Below are 17,072 nucleotides of genomic sequence, written 5' to 3'. Positions count from 1 at the left end.
CGTACAAGCTGGAGGAGATCTGAAGTTTGATGGGCGATAGGCCGCTAGCGCTAAACAGTTACCAAATTTTAAAATGTTATATTTTCTATTTCTCAAAAAAGGAAAAGAAGCTCTAAGCTCCTTTTCCTTTTTTCATTATTATTCGTTTATATTCATGAAATTTTTTTCAATTTCATCTGCAGGAAGCGGCTTTGAATATAAGAATCCTTGAGCTTTATGGCAATTCGCATTTAATAAAAATTGTGCCTGCTCATCATTCTCAACACCTTCGGCAATTACCTCCATCCCTAGACTTCTTCCCAAATGGATGATCGTTGTAGTAATGGCTGCATCCTTTTCATTTACATGCACATCTTTAACAAAGGATTTATCAATTTTCAATACATCAATTGGGAATTTTTTCAAATAACTTAAAGATGAATAACCTGTTCCAAAGTCATCAACTGAAATCGATACCCCTAGATCCTTTAAGCCAGATAATATCGGAGACGTATCTTTCGTATCCTGCATAGCCCCTTCCGTAATTTCAATTTCTAAACATTTTGGATGGATTCGATGTTTTTCTATAGCTTTCTGGATGATCGTTAATAAACTATGCTGCTGAAATTGTTTAGGGGAAATATTGATTGCTACTTTAAAATCTTTCTCACCTTTATCTGACCAATCCTTTATTTGTTTACATGCGGTCTCAATTACCCACGTTCCAATCGGAATAATTAAGCCAGTATCCTCAGCCAACGGAATGAAATCAGCAGGAGAAATAAATCCGAGTTCATGATTATTCCAACGTAAAAGAGCTTCGTAGCTTGTTATTTTCATTGTTTTTAAATCAATTTGCGGCTGATAGTATAATGTTAGCTCATTTTTGTCTATCGCTTTACGTAAAAATGTCTCCAATTCAACAACATTATTAATAATTGAATTCATTTCCGAACGATAAAATTGAAAATGGGCTTTTCCTTTTTCTTTTACACGAAATAAAGCCTCATCTGCATTCTTTATTAACGCTTCCGCATTATTCCCATCGTTAGGATACATACTCACTCCAATACTCGGGGTAATATAATATTCCTTCGAATGCAAGTAAAAGGAGCTAGTAAATCTTGCTAAAATACTTTGTGCAAATCGTCTCGCTTTTCCTCTATCTGCATGCGGGAGAAGAATGATAAATTCATCCCCGCCTTGCCTGTAAACAGAATAATTCTTATGCCTAAACTCACACAATCTTTCCGCTACTTTTTTTAAAATTTCATCCCCAAAAATATGTCCTAAAGTATCATTTAAATATTTAAATCGATCCAAATCAATGGAAAGAAGTGCAAATTCATTTCCAACTTTTTTGGCATCTAAAATATACTTATCTAAATCTGCTAGCAATGCTCTTCTATTTAATAGACCTGTTAATTGGTCATGAAATGCCATATACCTAATCGTTTCAGCATTCTCTGCTTGCTCTGAAATATCCTTGATAATGACATAGATTCCCTCTATTTCTGAATTTATAACAATTGGTACTGTCTTTAAATGAATGGATAAATAATGACCTTTTCTATGAACAAAATGAATGTCCAACGACTCAGATGGATACCCATTCTTTGTTATATCAAATAAGTTTTGAAAATCAGGTATATCCTGATCCCTTATTAAATTGAAAATGGAGCGTTTTGTTAACTGCTTTTCCGTATAGCCTGTTAGCTGATTGCCTGCAGGATTTACTTCGAGAATCGCTCCTTTCAAATCAACTGAAATGATGCCATCTAAATTGTGGTCAACTATGGAGCGATATTTCTGTTCGCTCTTTATTAATCGTTTCTTCTCCAATAATGCAGTTGTTATATCTCGCGTAACAGAAACAACATAAAGAACTTCATCCTTTTCATCAAGAATAGGTGTTAAGAAAGACTCACCAATCATTGTACTCCCATCAGGCATTTTAACTTCATCAGAGAATATCATTGTTTCTTTTCTATCAAGTATTTTTTCATATTCTGATTGCAAAGAGGAAGCAACCTCTTCTGAGAGAACTTCATTAAGAGTCTTGCCAATAAAACCGCTTGATAATGTAGCATGTCTAATCCCTGGTTCATTAACAAACAAATAACGGAATGAAGGTCCTTTTTCAACTTTCATAATAAAAATCAAATCTTTAATATGTTTTAGAATAATATCATAAATAATTCTTTCAATTTTATTGCTAATTTTTTCATTATTTAACTCTCTAGATAATATTTCTTTCATATTTTCCATCAAATCATCCTTATTGACTTCATTCCAATTTATTGGAATGCATCTATGTACGTCTTGGTTGAAAACTTATATTGAGCATTCAGACAAATAATTCACTATTATTACAAAATTCAAGTACATTTCCCTTATTATAATATAAAACGACAAAAAACACATCGACAGTTTCTAAAATTGCTACTATTTAATGCCAAATTTTTTTCTTATAGACTCCTCTTTTGGTTGATTTTTCCTGTCATTCAATATATCATAATGATATATCACACTGTTATATCATTATGATATATAAGGAGGAAATTTTATCTTGTCTGTTGAACACACGCTGCTGGCAGTTTTAAGTTATTGGCCGAGCACAGGATATGATATTAAATCAGAATTCGAACATAAAGCAGCTAGCCTTTATTGGGGAATGAGCTACGGCAGCATTTATCCAAAATTAAGAAAGCTCGAAGAAGAAGGGTTCATCTTTACCCTTGACCAAGAGGAGGATGGGAGAAGAAAGAAATTATATGAGCTCACTCCAAAAGGATGGGAGGAATTAGAAAATTGGCTGCTTATTTCTCCAGCATATCCTGTAGTTAAAGATGAGCTGTTTATGAAAATGTCAACCTGGCATGACGATTTGGATTCCACCATCTTAATTGGACATTTACGAAAAAGAAGAGGAGAGACGGAGGATATTCTAGGATTTGTTAAAGAGTGGCCAAGTAACGGCATTTCCTTTGTAAGTAAATTCAGCGCTTTAGCCATTCGTTTTGCAGAAATACGCTTAGAAGCAGAAATTAAATGGATTGATGAAGCCATTCACGTACTCCAGACGAATGATTTACCAGAGGGACAGGATCTTAATGGAAATGTTGACAAGATTTTAACAAGAAGAAGAAAGGCAATTAAAGAAAATAAGGAGAAGTGATGTATGAAAGCTGGGATGTTTAAGCCACTTAAAATTCGTTCATTTCGTTCATTGTTCGGGGCACAAGTATTTTCAGATCTAGGAAACTGGCTTGATTTCGTTGCCATACAGGTAATCGTTGCTTACAACTGGGGACTTGATGCATCTGCGATTGCTTCAGTAATCATAGTAATCGGACTTCCATGGGTGATCGTTGGTCCTTTTGCCAGTGTCTTTGTTGATCGTATGCCAAAGAAGCCGATTATGATTGTCTGCTTGCTATTAAGAATTCTTTTTGTAGGCGGTCTCTTTTTCTCTCCAAATCTTTACATTCTCTTAGTATTTGTATTCTTAAAAGGAACGGTCGCAGCTCTTTATGATCCAGCAAGGCAAAGCAGCATTCGAATGACGGTGCCAGATGACGAGCTTCCTGAAGCGGTTACTCTTAGTCAATTATCCGTTAATACAATGAAAATTATTGGCCCGGCACTTGGCGGAGGGATAATCGCATTATTCGGCGTGAAAAGCCCTTTCATATTTGAAGCAATCGGCTTTTTTATTGCCATCCTCTTCTTATTAACTATGCCGAAACTAGATGAAACCACAGAGCAATTACCAAATGTAGAAACAAATAAGGGAAGCTACTGGAGAGATTTGACTGAAGGAATTAGACATATTGCGCAAACACGTTTGCTGAAAGTATCTATTATTCTTTCTTCTGCTGCATTTTTCATAATCTTTCTTTATGATGGTCTATTTGTTTTTATCGCAAAAGACTTAGGATTTTCGGAAGGAACTTTCGGTTTGCTCATTAGCGGAGTTGGACTTGGAAGTGTCGTTGGATCTGTACTATTAGGATACTGGACCAATTGGAAGGAAAAGCCCATCCATCTAATGTCTGGCACCTCTGTCTTTAGCGGGACCTTAATTATTGCTATTGGCTTCGGAAGCATGGGTATATTAGATTTGCCATTATTCATGTGGGTAGGTGGCGCATTTTTACTAGGACTGCTTGGTTCTGGGGAAGCCGTTCCTTATGGCTATGTACTACAATCGGAAACTCCAAAACAAATGATGGGAAGAGTTTCTGCTGCAGCCATGTCTATTCAAACTTTCTCTATGCTAATTGCACCAGCAGTAGGAGCATTACTTGCAAAATTGGCAAGTGTAGCAGCTGTAATGATCAGTGCAGGTATTTCCACTTGTTTGTTAGGAAGTTTTGTACTCCTATTCTTACTAAAAAAAATAAGGAGTACTTCAATTGAAAAACCTTCTGTATCTGTAAAGAAAATATCTGGTTAAACTTACTTTTCCTATTTTCTTTACTAGGTAAATAGGGGTATAATATGTTATACCCCTGTAATTTTCGGAAAGGAGCTTTTCATATTGAAAGCCGATAACAATGAACACCCCCATCTGCGCCCAACGGTAGAAAACCTCTCTCAAGCAATCTTCACCGTTAACCGCCATGCAAAAACGGCACCTAATCCAAAATTTTTGTACAAACTTAAGCAAGAGGCATTATTGAAGTTAATTAGAGAAGGAAAAGCCAAAAAGATTGGCCTTCATTTTTCTAGTAACCCAAAATATAGCCAGCAGCAATCAGATGTCCTTGTTGAATGTGGGAATTATTCATTTCATTTACCCCCTACAAAAATGGACTTTGAGCAATTGCCGCATTTAGGAAAGTTAAATGAATATGTAAGAAATCCGAGGTCTTCCCTATCACTAACCCAAGGGAAAAAATTATTGATGACCTACACTGGTCTAAAAGAAAATAGTGATTTCCATAAAAATAATAAACGTCCATATGAAAAACCTGTTTTCAAAAAGCTAGGTGAGAGCTACTTTTAATTAATTGAACAATATAAAAAACGCTAGGAAGCTTTAACAACTTCCTAGCGTTTATATATTTAAAGTGCGATTTGATCAATTAATAATACAAGCTCCGCAATTTCTGGTTTGCTGACTTGTGCGTCAGCTCCAACCATTTGCCCTTTATGACGAAGATCATCTGTAATTAAGGAAGAAAAAATAATGACAGGGACCTTAGATAATGAAGAATTATCCTTGATTCGTTTCGTTAGATGGTGACCATCCATTTGTGGCATCTCAATATCTGTAATAATTAACTGTACTTCATCAGTAATATTCTTCCCGGATTGTACTAAATTTTCTAAATAATGGAGTGCATCCTGTCCATTCTCAAAAAACTCAATGTATTGAAAACCAGCTTCTCTTAATGTATCGTGTAATAATTTTCTCAGCAATGGAGAATCCTCTGCGACAATAAGTCGTTTATTCGATCTTTCACGCTTTCCAAGCTTTTGTACTTGCTGAACATTAATACCTGTTTCCGGATTAATTTCCACAACAATCTTTTCGAAGTCAAGCAGAAGGATCATTTCACCGTTTAGCTTAATGACACCGATAATTTGACTATCTGGGCCTTGGTACATTTCCGACGGCTTTTCGATTTGCCCCCATGAAATACGATGGATTTGGGTTACACTGTGTACATGAAAAACTATTTTCTGCTTATTGAACTCAGCAACAATAAATTTATCCTGCTCAGGACTTTCTGATGAAGGGAACCCTAACGCATTTGCCACATTGACTACTGGAAGTACCTCCCCACGCAGTTCAATAATTCCCTCAACATTTTTGTGTGCATGAGGCACTTGAATGATAGAAACAGGATTTATAATTTCTTTTACCTTTATTACATTTATACCAAACTTATTTTTCCCAATTCCAAACTCTACTATTTCTAATTCATTTGTACCGCTTTCTAATAAAATTCCTTTTTTAGGATCCACTTCTATTTCGCCCTTCCTATGTATGTAATGGTCAGTTATACCTACTACTATATCACGAAAAATTATTTTTGATAAAAAATTTTTATATGATTAAGATTGTTTTCTTTCACTTTTACTAGAAAAATGAAAATGCTGCACTGTAATAATCAGCGCAGCATTTCCAAATGGATTAATTTAACAAATGAATTATCCTTTTATTACGATCGTACTTGCAATTAAATCGTGAAGAGACTGTTTCTTTTCTGTGAAAGCAGCAATAATAAATCCGATACAAAAGATCCCAGATAAAAAGGAAAGGGCTAGATATCGACCTAAGGATCTCCAGAAAGATATTCGATTTCCATGCAGGTCTGTTACTTTTAAACCAAGAAGCTTTTTTCCGATTGTCGCCTGCCACTTAGATGCATGTAATCCAGCAAAATATGCAATAGCTACAATCCAACAAAGCAAGATCGTAACGACAGTTGCGCCAAGATAAGACCCTAAAAATAATAATGCCTGTTCATCCGATATGTCTTGATTGTAATATGCTGGATCTGCATACAATTCCAATGCACCTGTTGGAAGAATAAATAGCATATAAATAATGACTGAAATAATTCCAAGAGGAATCCCAACAATGATTGCATCAATTAAATAAGCTGCAAACCGAATCCAGAACCCACCGTACTCCTTTCTTTCTTCATATGGCTGTTTTTCTAAGATTGTTTCCACTGCATAACCTCCAAAAACAAATATAAAATAAGCTGATAAAGAATGGAAAAGGGCTGAACCATATTAACTATCTTTATAGCTCCCTTTATTATACTCAACATTTCTAATTTATTAACACTACTATTATACCATTTTATTGGAAGTGTTAAGTTTTACTATATATACTTTTTCCTATATTCACAATGAGAAATCAAATAATAAAAATGGTGAGCCATTCGCTCACCATTTTTATTGTCCTTCATATTTGCCATTATTTTTTGAAGCTTTTTCTTTCTTTGCTTTCTCTTTATGCATTTTATTTGCTGCTGCACTTCCGAATTCATGTGAGAATTCTGTATCCAGTACAGCTGAGTCAAAGCCTTTTTTATTTTTTTGCTTAGGATCATCTTTTTTTGACTTTTTTGCCATCATAAATCCCCCTTTTGTAATAATCATTTATATTATTGTTGAATAGGGGGATGATTATTCCTTATCGATCCCAATATTTATACAATGCTTGTGTTCCGCTATTTTCCTCCCCTATTTCAGCAAGCTCTGAGTACATTTTTTTCGCCAGAGCGAGTCCAGGAGTTTCCAAGCCCATTGCATCAGCTTCTTGCAGGGCGATATTCATATCTTTAATAAAATGTTTAATATAAAAACCTGGGTCAAAATTCCCGTTTATCATTCTCGGTGCTAAATTCGATAAAGACCAGCTCCCAGCAGCACCTGTTGAAATACTCTTAAGAACGGTGTCAGGATTCAGGCCTGCTTTTTCCGCATATACAACAGCTTCACAAACACCGATCATATTAGAAGCAATCGCAATTTGGTTACACATTTTTGTATGCTGTCCGGAACCTGCCTTGCCTTGATAAACAATATTTGTACCTAAGTGTTTAAATACTGGCTCCATTGCAAGAAAGACCTCTTTATCTCCGCCGACCATAATAGAGAGCTTTCCTTCTTTTGCACCAATATCCCCGCCCGAAACTGGTGCATCTAATGCGAATATTCCTTTCTTTTTCGCTTCAGTATATATTTTACTCGCAAGTGTAGGAGTGGAGGTCGTCATATCAATTACATAAGTATTTTCCTTTCCATTAGGGATAATGCCATTTTCCCCTAAATACACTTCTTCCACATCAGCAGGATATCCAACAATTGTAATAATAATATTCGCCTTTTCAGCTACCTCTTTTGGAGATGCTGCCCACGTAGCCCCTTTAGCAAGCAATTCCTCTGCCTTGTCTTTCGTCCGGGAATAAACAACTAATGGAAATCCCGCATTTAGCAGGTGACCTGCCATACTCTTTCCCATTACCCCAGTGCCAACGAAACCAATAATTGTATTTTCAATTTGTAGCATAAAGATTCCCCTTTTCAAACGGTAAACTGATTTTCTTTGTAAATATCTGAACTTTCTCTTTAATTCTAGCATTGTTTCACATTTAAATCGAATGACTGTTGCATCAAAAAAAGACTAGGCAAGCAGCCTAGTCCTTCTCCATATTTCATGCGCTTTTTTAGTATTTCCTTATGTATTGAATTAAACACTACAACTGTGAAGAAAAATTTGTTAAAAAAGCCTTTGCGAAAACTTCCTCATCATTATATACCTCCACTGACACCGCATCTTTACTGATTATCATCTCTTCAATTTCATAAACATGCAAATCCTTTATTAAAGGAATAGGGGGCATAAAGATAAAATTATTTTTATTATCGACTTCGATGTACTCACCCTTTAAGTTAGCACTTGCACCATACACGATTTCGCTCATGCCTAATGCTGATGCAAGTCGGTCATTATGAATCGAAACCTTTACTTTGTAAACTTCTTTGCCATTTAAAATTTTTTCATTAATCTTAAACCGAAATTGCAGTTCATTATTTTTAGTCAAAAAAGCTTCTGCATGACTATTTACAATCGAATCCTGACTGCTAATTGAACAGCCCGTAATCGCAAGCGAAAATGAGATGAAGATCAATTGAAGATAGCGAACCGCTTTTCTGCTCATGTATTCTCCTCCTTTTTCCTACCTTTTCCTTTTCAGATGATAGATAAACCTGAAAATCACAAAAAAATAAACTGACTTTTATGAGTCAGTTTAAAAAGGGGGAAATTGTTAGAGCAGCTTACATGTTCAATATAAGTGCTTATTTAATCAATACCCGGTTTTTTAAATCATTAAACCTAAAAATAAACTAATTATTAAATTTTTTTCACAGCACGTAAAACCTCATCAGCTGTTTTCATTTTTAAAGCATCTGCAGCAAGCTTTTCCATCTCTTTTTTATTTAGATTCCGAATTTGCGAACGTGCCTTTAATATGGAAGTAGCGCTCATTGAAAACTCATCTAGTCCGAGTCCTAATAACAACGGGATAGCCATTTCATCACCAGCCATCTCCCCACACATACCAGCCCATTTTCCTTCCTGATGAGCAGCATCAATAACCATTTTAATTAAACGCAATATTGACGGATTGTATGGCTGATATAAATAGGAGACCCTTTCATTCATCCGATCAGCAGCCATTGTATATTGAATTAAATCATTCGTTCCAATGCTAAAGAAGTCAACTTCCTTTGCAAATTGGTCGGCTAATACAGCAGTTGAGGGAATTTCAACCATAATGCCAACCTCAATATGATCACTGACCTTCTCCCCTTCACTTACTAACTTCTGCTTCTCTTCTTCTAAAATGGATTTTCCTTCACGAAATTCTTCAAGGGTTGCAATCATCGGAAACATAATTTTTAAATTGCCATATGAACTTGCTCGTAGCAATGCTCGCAATTGGGTACGGAACATGTCCTGCTGCTCCAAGCATAAACGAATAGCACGAAAACCTAAGAAAGGATTCAGTTCTTCAGGAAGGTTTAAGTAAGGCAGTTTTTTGTCTCCGCCAATATCAAGTGTTCGAACAACTACAGGTTTTCCGGACATCCCTTCTAATACTGACTTATACGACTCAAACTGTTCTTCTTCCGTCGGCAGCTGACTTCTCCCCATATATAAAAATTCAGTTCGATAAAGTCCGATACCCTCCCCGCCATTATTAATTACACCTTCAAGATCATTAGGCGTTCCAATATTGGCGGCAAGTTCAACAAAGGATTGATCAGCCGTGAACGATTTTTCATGAATAAGTTTCGCCCACTCTGTTTTCTGAATCTCATGATTTCTTAATTCTTTCTCATATTCAACAACTGCCTCAGGTGTCGGATTAATATGAACAAGCCCTTTTAATCCATCTACTATAAGTAAGTCCCCATTTTGAATGACTTTTGTAGATTCCTTCGTACCTACTACAGCAGGGATTTCTAAAGAACGTGCCATAATAGCTGAGTGAGATGTTCTTCCTCCTATATCGGTAGCAAATCCTTTGACAAATTGTCTATTTAACTGAGCTGTATCAGATGGCGTTAGATCTTCAGCAATGATGATAACCTCCTCTGCGATCAAACTTGGATTAACTATTTGAACACCAAGTAAATGAGAAAGCACCCTCTTTGTTACATCACGAATATCTGCCGCCCGTTCCTTCATGTATTCATTTTCCATTTGTTCAAACATCATCACAAACATATCTGCCGTTTCTTTTAACGCATACTCAGCACTTACTTGCTCATTTTTTATTTTATCTTCAATTGGATGTATAAGCTCTGGGTCACTCAATACGAGTAAATGTGCGTCAAAAATTGCAGCTTTATCTGCACCTAGTTTTTTAAGTGCATTATCACGGATAACTTCCAGTTCACTTTTAGAAGCTGATAGAGCTGATTGAAAGCGTGCAATTTCCTCTGTAGAATCTTTAATGTTTTTTTTCTCAAAAGACAGATCCGGTTCGACTAATCGATAGGCTTTTGCAATGGCAATTCCACTTGAAGCAGCTATTCCATTTAAGAAGCTCATTATTCTGCCAATCCTTCTTTTTTCAATGTTTCTTCTATGCCGGCAATCGCCTCCTGCTCATCACTGCCATCAGCAGAAATCTTGATTTCTCCACCTTGACCGATACCGAGAGACATAACACCCATTATTGATTTTAAATTAACAGTTTTCCCTTTATATTCTAAATGTATATCAGCATTAAACTTACTTGCTGTCTGTACTAATAATGTTGCTGGACGAGCATGAATACCAGTATCTGCTGTTACAGTAAATTGTTTTTCAACCATTTTCGATCAAACTCCTTTTCTTCTTTATGGATACGTGTATGTACACATATATCCATACTTCACGTATTATTTTTTCCAATGATTGTTATTTCATGTATAAAAAATCTCACACGTAATACACTTCCTATGTTTATATAGGTTTCTTAGAGGTTTTTCTAATTTCTTTTAACTCGCGTTTCTTCTCTTCGATTCTCTTGAGAAAGTGTGTTTCTTCCTGCTTTGTATAATGAAAACCACCATACCTCACTTTTTCATAAACAGAAATGATGTCACTCGTATCAAGCATTCCGACTCGATTCATCCATTCCGATAGTGATTCATATGATTGCCTTCCTAAATTCAGCTTTTTAGCAAAACGTTCAAGAGCAAATATTTCTTTACGAATCGAATCTGTCGGCGGGATTCTCTTCCTATTTTGAAAAATACCTGTCCTGTCTTTCATAAAAGAACTCTCAGTAAAAAAACCAGCAACTGGACCCATGTCACCCTCGTTTATTTTCTTCCTATTCCTTTTATAAATATAGAAAAAGAAGAATAGAAGGATAGCAATAAAAAGAATGGTTGCAATAACTGTAGGATCTAGAAAAGCATTCTGCCCTAGTTCATCCAGCTCAATAGGTGTTTCTTCTGATGCTTCTTGTTCTTCGCTGTCTATCAGCTCGGCAATCTTTTTCGACCAGTCCTGTGATTCCGCCCAGTTAAAAAAAGGCTTTGCAATGAACGTAATGATATAAACTCCTAGATTTAGCACTGAAAAAAATAGTGCTTTAAATACATTTCTCCCAACGGTAATAAGTAATCCGGCTGTCCCTATAAATAAGATAATCGATAAGAAGGGGAGAAAAAATTGCTTTTTGTTTTTAATTTTCGTATCTACATCAAGCCAGCGCCTTAGAAATCCACCGATGATAATAAATAATACTTGAGTGATCATCAAACCACCAATGGCTGCTATGTTTGCAGGAGAAGACGCTCCCCCCATAAAAAGGATAAATACCCCAAGGAGAATTGAAAATAATAACCATTTTCCCTGATTTTGTTTATCTTGTTCATTCACATGGGATATTGTCCGCCAAAACACTAAGAAACTAATGAGAAGGCTAAAAAAGATGGGAACCCCCAGGGAATGCCACACGATTAACATAGCAGGTAACAAAAGAACAAAAAATAGCAGCTTTCCCCTCTCTTTAAACATTTCCAGCAAAAAGAGAAAAACAAGGCAACTGGTGATCATGATAATAAAATAGAAAAGAAGCGACACTTTATTTCCATCTAAAGCATTTAACGCAAAAAAGACAAGTGCACCAAAAATAATTTCGATAATAAGTAAGTACATTACATTCCAAATGCTCTTTATCATCTCGCCACCCCCTCATACACTAGGGATTGCTTTAACTTAAGCACCGCATCCTTGTCATTCGGATAAAGCTCTAACAGGGTTGCTCCTCTTTTTTGGATTAAGCTGAATAATTCCTCCGAACGGGGTGAACTTTCCCCCCCGTGAATATGATAAGGCTGGGGGGCCAAGTGATGATAATAAAAAGACAGCATTTTTTCATAAGGATAAATAGATGGTTGTTGATCAACTATTGCCAGCGCCTCAAGAACTTTTTGCAGCTGCTCTTTGCCTGAGCCAGCAGGAATATAGTAAAAAGGGATTGTCCCTGCGAATCGCATATTAATACAAAGAGAATACGGGATATTTTGCTTCGTAAAAAAATAAGCCAATTCTGCCACACTGCTTAATAATTGTTCGAGCTTATTCGTAATCGCGTGTTTATCTGCTAAGTTAAGCGACAAATGCCAGCCCACCTCTGCAACACTATCAAAAACTTTTGTCTGCAATGTTTGCATTTTCGCACTTGCCTTCCAATTGATTCTTTTGAAGCTATCAGAATATACATACTCTCTCGTACCAGCAGGTGATAAGTAATCCTCATATAAAGAATGTGAAACAAATGATTCCCCAGGACGAGCGGAAAGGAATGAACGCATATTTATGACCGGGATTGGCAATGGATAAATGAGAGCCTCTTGCATGACTAAGCTCTTATATTCCAAAACCGTTTCTCCAAGACCGAAAAAATGCGGGATATGCCATTCGATTCTTCTAATCTTCGCAACTCCTCTTTTTCTCGTTGTAAAAGGAATCTTAAGCGTACTAATCTGATTATAATTCAGTGAAAAAGGGATATTTAACTCAAATTGTCCGGACCTCTTCTGCCCAAATCCATCTATTGGTTCGACATTATCATCAAAATAAATACGTACATTCCCTTTCATAATTGGATATCCTTTATTTGCAAACGTTAACACCCACTCCCCTTTTTCTTCCGGGAAAAATTTATTTCTCTGTAACGTATTTTCAAAATAAAGATGTTTACCTATATGTTTTAAATAAAATGAATTAGCAAAGATGAAAATCAATATCATTACCGCGGTTAAGAAAACAAGCCAGGATTGAAAATAGAAACTAGCAAAAAATAAAATTGTGGCCAATACCCCTGTAATCGATAAAGAATTATCTTCTACTGAATATTTTTCCCATTCCATATTAAGCTCCTGCTTCAACTGGAACTGGGACTGATTCAATCACTTCTTCAAGAACTTTTTCAGGCGTTTTTGTCAGTGACCCTTCAGTCGTTAAGAAAATCCTATGGCTTAAAACATATGGAATCATCTCTTTAATGTCATTGGGTATCACATATGTCCTTCCTTCTAAAAATGCTTTTCCCTGAGCTGCCTTCATTAAGGCTAATGCTCCTCTCGGACTGACACCTAATTCAATCGAAGGATGTTCTCTCGTCTTTCTTACAATCTGAAGTAAATAGGATTCAACCTCATCATTTACGCTAATTTCTTTTACTTGGTTTCTCATTTTTTCAATGTCGACACTTGTTACTATTGCCGACACCTCTTTAGCTTGATTCCCCCTCCTAGAGATTTGGAGCATTTCCCGCTCTTCCTCAAAGGTTGGATATCTCATCGATAGCTTCATAAAGAAACGGTCCAATTGGGCGACCGGCAGTGGAAATGTCCCTTGCTGTGATTCAACGGGGTTTTGTGTTGCTATAACCATAAATGGATCAGAAACAGGGATCGTATGTCCATCAATAGTCACTTGCTTTTCCTCCATCACCTCAAGCAAACTCGATTGTGTTCTTGGAGTAGCCCGGTTGATTTCATCCGCAAGGACAACATTAGCAATAATCGGACCGGGTTTAAATTCAAATTCCTGTTTCTTTGGATTAAAAAATTGGATTCCAGTTACATCACTTGGCAATACATCTGGTGTAAATTGAATTCTTGAAAATGCCCCATTCATTGTGTTCGCAAATGTTTTAGCCAGCATTGTTTTTCCGGTTCCAGGTACACTTTCCATTAAAATATGACCGTTAAATAATAATGAAATAACAAAAAGTTCAACCTCTTTTTCTTTTCCTATCATTACCTTTCTAATTTCCGCTTGAAGATTTTCTAAGTCTTTCATAGTCCCTCCTAGTAGGATTATTTTTCCACTAACATTAATATATAGTATTTTCTCCTTTTTTGAAAATTAAAAATACAATTATTTACGATAGGAAAAAAAAGGAGAACACCTAGATAAAAATCCTAGGTGCTCTCTCCTTTTTATACTTTCCAATTCTTCATATATTTCAAACAAACGCCAATATACCTAATCTAGTTAATGTTGCACCAATTGCAGTAACAACAGCCAATGCTTCATTTCCTATAATGATCATGACGGCTAAAGATAGCATCATAATCTGCTGGCAGTGTCTTTTCCATTAGAACAACTTATTAACTCCGCGGTGTTTCCATATATCTATAGAGGACAGCTCCACCCCTTTTAGCGATTCCCCTGAAATTTTTAAAATCTGCCCGTTTAACAAGCACATTTCGAACAGGAAGAAAATCCTCCTTAGAAACATAGTATTCCGTCAGCTCACCGTTCTTTAATTTATCCAATACTTCTTGTATGTGTTCTTCTTTCATTTCTATACACCTTTACATATATATTTACACTTCATTTTATCGCAATTTCATTAACGTGTAACCCCTCTTTCTTGAAATTAATATCTTCCGTATGAGCAAAATTTTGTCAGGATTTTGAAAAATAATACAAAAAAACACATTATTCTTTACGAATGAATAAAATTAGTGCAAACTGTTAGTAATCATTTTATTGAACTAATGATGAAAAGGAGAGAGGCATTTGAAGAGAGCAGAGGTTGGCAACATCATTGAATTTCGTGAAGGTTTACAAGGGATTGTCGAGAAGGTAAACGAAAATTCTGTTATTGTCGATTTATCCTATATGGATAATTACCGCGATCTTGAACTGGAACAACGAACGGTCGTTAATCATAAAAACTATAAAGTAATTAAAGAGGCTTCTTTGTAAAATGGTTTGAAAACGCATACAAAATTCTAATAAAAAGCAGCATTACGCTGCTTTTTATTTTTTATAGCAAGCTTTGCAATCTACTCCTTATCACGAGAAAGCTCTTTTAAAGATTTTACCTTCCCATGAGGGTTTTGTTCTTGCTTTCTTACTGTCCAAGCACGTTCTTTTTCACGTTTATTTCTCGTCACGTTCTCACCCCTTTCAATTCATTAATAGGATGAACATTTTTTGACCATTTTAATGTTGGAAATTTCACGAATGACCTTTTCCCTTCCATTTCAAGTTTTCTTTTTGTTAAAATAGGAATGTTAACACAGAAAAATAGAGGTTCTAACTTGCACAGGAGGAGTATTAGAAAGGGGTTTGTACGGTTGAAGAAACTTACAACCGATTTTCGACTTATAATCGGGTTACTATTAGCACATGTATTAATGTATTTTACTTTTCAAGACAAAGCTGTATTTTGGTATATTTTCACAGCGTCACTTTTGTTTTTAATAAGTTATTCCATTTTAAATGAAGAAGTAGAGGATCAATTGTCATTTTTTTCCTATATTTTATATGGAGCCCTATCAGGAATTCTTCTATACGGTATATTTTGGGTTGGGAACAGCTTATTTGAGCTGCTGAATCTCCCTTTTACAAAAGAAATTTCTAAATTATATGGACGATATTCACCTACTTTGCTTTGGCATTACATTGTTCTCATATTAATTGCTGTACCCGGAGAGGAAATTTTTTGGCGAGGTTTTGTCCAAAAAAGACTTTTGAAATTTACATCGATTCCTGCTGGTATTTTCCTGTCATCCATACTTTATGCGTCTGTTCATTTATACTCCACACACTGGATACTCGCATTCGCAGCTTTCATTGCAGGGATTTATTGGGGCTTTCTATATTCATGGAAGAAGAGCATGCCGCTCGTTATTGTTTCCCACTTACTATTTGATTTACTATTATTTCTCATTTTTCCGTTCTATTAGTACTTATTTATGAAAATAGGTTGTTGAATAAATGCAGGAATGTTAATGTATGAATCATAGGGGGACAAGCATTGTAACTCTTTTGTTACATTTTAAGTCTACTCTTTTGAAAGATTGAATTGTCACAACGGGAGGTAAACAAGATGAAAATAATTGCAAAATGGTTTCTTTTAACAGGTATACTTGGGGTCATTCTTACTGGATGCGGGACAAGTGAGGACAATAACAACGGATCAAATGGAGCTACCTCAACCGAAGACGTTGAACAGGTTGAGCAAAATGAAAATCAAGCAACAAATAATAATGAATCAGACGAAAACCAAAATGCTGAATCAGGCTTAGATGAAAATAATGAAGGTGTAAGTTCCAGAAGCTCCGAACAAAAGCTTCAATACCAGGAGAATGGTGAAAAGAAAGAAGAAACTGCTATTCTAAAGGAAAGCGATAATCAGAATTATTCATTATATGTGCTTCCTGGATATGAACTAACTGCAGAGGAGCCTAATAAAGATAGCCTATATTTATCTGAAGATGGGCAAGTATTTATGAGAATAGAAATGCTCCCAACTGATATGCAATGGGACACAATTGTTGAAAACACAAAAGCACAGCTTGCTGCAGTCAACGAAGAAGTAGAAACCATTGAAGTGCCAAGTGAAGATTTCTTTAAGGATTCGATCGCAATGGAAACTTCAACGGATGAGGATATCGTTACAGCATATATGATTAAAAACGTAGAGAAGCCTTTTAAATTTACGATTTTCACGAAAAAAGATTCAGATTACAAAGATGCTTTCCTGCAAATGGGTAAAACAATTGCCGCAGGTAAAGCTGAATAAAGAAAT

General features: G+C 35.8%; 19 protein-coding genes. 6 read left to right on the top strand and 13 right to left on the bottom strand.

Features of this window, described 5'->3' with window-relative positions; genetic code table 11:
• Positions 1-138: 138 nt before the first annotated feature.
• The gene (locus AN957_RS10225; protein WP_075209125.1) at positions 139-2,247 is read right to left on the bottom strand and encodes a sensor domain-containing protein; all 2,109 of its coding nucleotides are present in this window, start codon (positions 2,245-2,247) and stop codon (positions 139-141) included.
• 301 nt (positions 2,248-2,548) lie between these two features.
• On the opposite strand from AN957_RS10225, the gene AN957_RS10220 reads away from it, so the two are divergent.
• The 3 genes from AN957_RS10220 to AN957_RS10210 all read left to right on the top strand — a co-directional run bounded on the left by AN957_RS10220 (position 2,549) and on the right by AN957_RS10210 (position 4,990).
• A complete protein-coding gene (locus tag AN957_RS10220; protein ID WP_056683970.1) occupies positions 2,549-3,157 on the top strand; it encodes a PadR family transcriptional regulator in 609 nt (202 codons plus the stop codon).
• A gap of 3 nt (positions 3,158-3,160) precedes the next feature.
• Positions 3,161-4,438 carry an MFS transporter gene (locus AN957_RS10215; protein WP_056683967.1) on the top strand — a complete coding sequence of 426 codons (1,278 nt, stop codon included), beginning with the start codon at positions 3,161-3,163 and terminating at the stop codon, positions 4,436-4,438.
• 84 nt (positions 4,439-4,522) lie between these two features.
• Positions 4,523-4,990: a YkyB family protein gene (locus AN957_RS10210; RefSeq protein ID WP_053475415.1), complete on the top strand. Its 468-nt coding sequence runs from the start codon at positions 4,523-4,525 to the stop codon at positions 4,988-4,990.
• Positions 4,991-5,049: 59 nt separating this feature from the next.
• On the opposite strand, the gene AN957_RS10205 is transcribed toward AN957_RS10210, so the two are convergent.
• The 11 genes from AN957_RS10205 to AN957_RS10155 form a co-directional block, all read right to left on the bottom strand.
• The gene (locus tag AN957_RS10205) at positions 5,050-5,955 is read right to left on the bottom strand and encodes a chemotaxis protein (RefSeq protein ID WP_053475414.1); all 906 of its coding nucleotides are present in this window, start codon (positions 5,953-5,955) and stop codon (positions 5,050-5,052) included.
• A gap of 186 nt (positions 5,956-6,141) precedes the next feature.
• Positions 6,142-6,669 (bottom strand): RDD family protein, encoded by a 528-nt coding sequence (locus AN957_RS10200; protein ID WP_053475413.1) that lies wholly within the window; start codon positions 6,667-6,669, stop codon positions 6,142-6,144.
• Positions 6,670-6,897: 228 nt separating this feature from the next.
• Positions 6,898-7,077, bottom strand: coding sequence for a hypothetical protein (locus tag AN957_RS10195; RefSeq protein ID WP_053475412.1), 180 nt, complete (start codon positions 7,075-7,077; stop codon positions 6,898-6,900).
• A gap of 61 nt (positions 7,078-7,138) precedes the next feature.
• On the bottom strand, positions 7,139-8,089 hold the full coding sequence (locus tag AN957_RS10190; protein ID WP_075209124.1) for an NAD(P)-dependent oxidoreductase: 951 nt from the start codon (positions 8,087-8,089) through the stop codon (positions 7,139-7,141).
• A 115-nt stretch (positions 8,090-8,204) separates the two neighbouring features.
• Entirely contained in the window at positions 8,205-8,669 is a 465-nt protein-coding gene (locus AN957_RS10185) for a hypothetical protein (RefSeq protein WP_056683964.1), read from the bottom strand.
• Positions 8,670-8,863: 194 nt separating this feature from the next.
• Positions 8,864-10,570: a phosphoenolpyruvate--protein phosphotransferase gene (ptsP, locus tag AN957_RS10180; protein ID WP_056683961.1), complete on the bottom strand. Its 1,707-nt coding sequence runs from the start codon at positions 10,568-10,570 to the stop codon at positions 8,864-8,866.
• Complete coding sequence (locus AN957_RS10175) at positions 10,570-10,836, bottom strand: phosphocarrier protein HPr (protein ID WP_053475408.1); 267 nt, start codon at positions 10,834-10,836, stop codon at positions 10,570-10,572. Before AN957_RS10175 ends, ptsP begins: the two co-directional genes overlap by 1 nt.
• 130 nt (positions 10,837-10,966) lie before the next feature.
• On the bottom strand, positions 10,967-12,196 hold the full coding sequence (locus tag AN957_RS28075; protein WP_053475407.1) for a hypothetical protein: 1,230 nt from the start codon (positions 12,194-12,196) through the stop codon (positions 10,967-10,969).
• On the bottom strand, positions 12,193-13,389 hold the full coding sequence (locus AN957_RS10165) for a DUF58 domain-containing protein (protein WP_053475406.1): 1,197 nt from the start codon (positions 13,387-13,389) through the stop codon (positions 12,193-12,195). Before AN957_RS10165 ends, AN957_RS28075 begins: the two co-directional genes overlap by 4 nt.
• A gap of 1 nt (position 13,390) precedes the next feature.
• Entirely contained in the window at positions 13,391-14,326 is a 936-nt protein-coding gene (locus tag AN957_RS10160) for an AAA family ATPase (protein WP_056683958.1), read from the bottom strand.
• Positions 14,327-14,637: 311 nt separating this feature from the next.
• Positions 14,638-14,832, bottom strand: a complete 195-nt coding sequence (locus tag AN957_RS10155) for a hypothetical protein (RefSeq protein ID WP_053475404.1) — start codon at positions 14,830-14,832, stop codon at positions 14,638-14,640.
• A 220-nt stretch (positions 14,833-15,052) separates the two neighbouring features.
• Between AN957_RS10155 and AN957_RS10150 the strand changes: the two genes are divergently transcribed.
• Entirely contained in the window at positions 15,053-15,241 is a 189-nt protein-coding gene (locus AN957_RS10150; protein ID WP_053475403.1) for a YkvS family protein, read from the top strand.
• An 80-nt stretch (positions 15,242-15,321) separates the two neighbouring features.
• Here AN957_RS10150 and AN957_RS28475 read toward each other — a convergent pair whose 3' ends face one another.
• Positions 15,322-15,432: a DUF6254 family protein gene (locus AN957_RS28475; protein WP_231690046.1), complete on the bottom strand. Its 111-nt coding sequence runs from the start codon at positions 15,430-15,432 to the stop codon at positions 15,322-15,324.
• A gap of 183 nt (positions 15,433-15,615) precedes the next feature.
• On the opposite strand from AN957_RS28475, the gene AN957_RS10145 reads away from it, so the two are divergent.
• Positions 15,616-16,227 (top strand): CPBP family intramembrane glutamic endopeptidase, encoded by a 612-nt coding sequence (locus AN957_RS10145; RefSeq protein WP_053475402.1) that lies wholly within the window; start codon positions 15,616-15,618, stop codon positions 16,225-16,227.
• A 143-nt stretch (positions 16,228-16,370) separates the two neighbouring features.
• Entirely contained in the window at positions 16,371-17,066 is a 696-nt protein-coding gene (locus AN957_RS10140; RefSeq protein ID WP_056683955.1) for a hypothetical protein, read from the top strand.
• Positions 17,067-17,072: the final 6 nt, after the last annotated feature.

Source organism: Cytobacillus solani (assembly GCF_001420595.1).
Lineage (GTDB): Bacteria > Bacillota > Bacilli > Bacillales > Cytobacillaceae > Cytobacillus > Cytobacillus solani.
The sequence above is the reverse complement of the archived record's forward strand: the minus strand, read 5'-3'. Positions and strand labels throughout refer to the sequence as shown.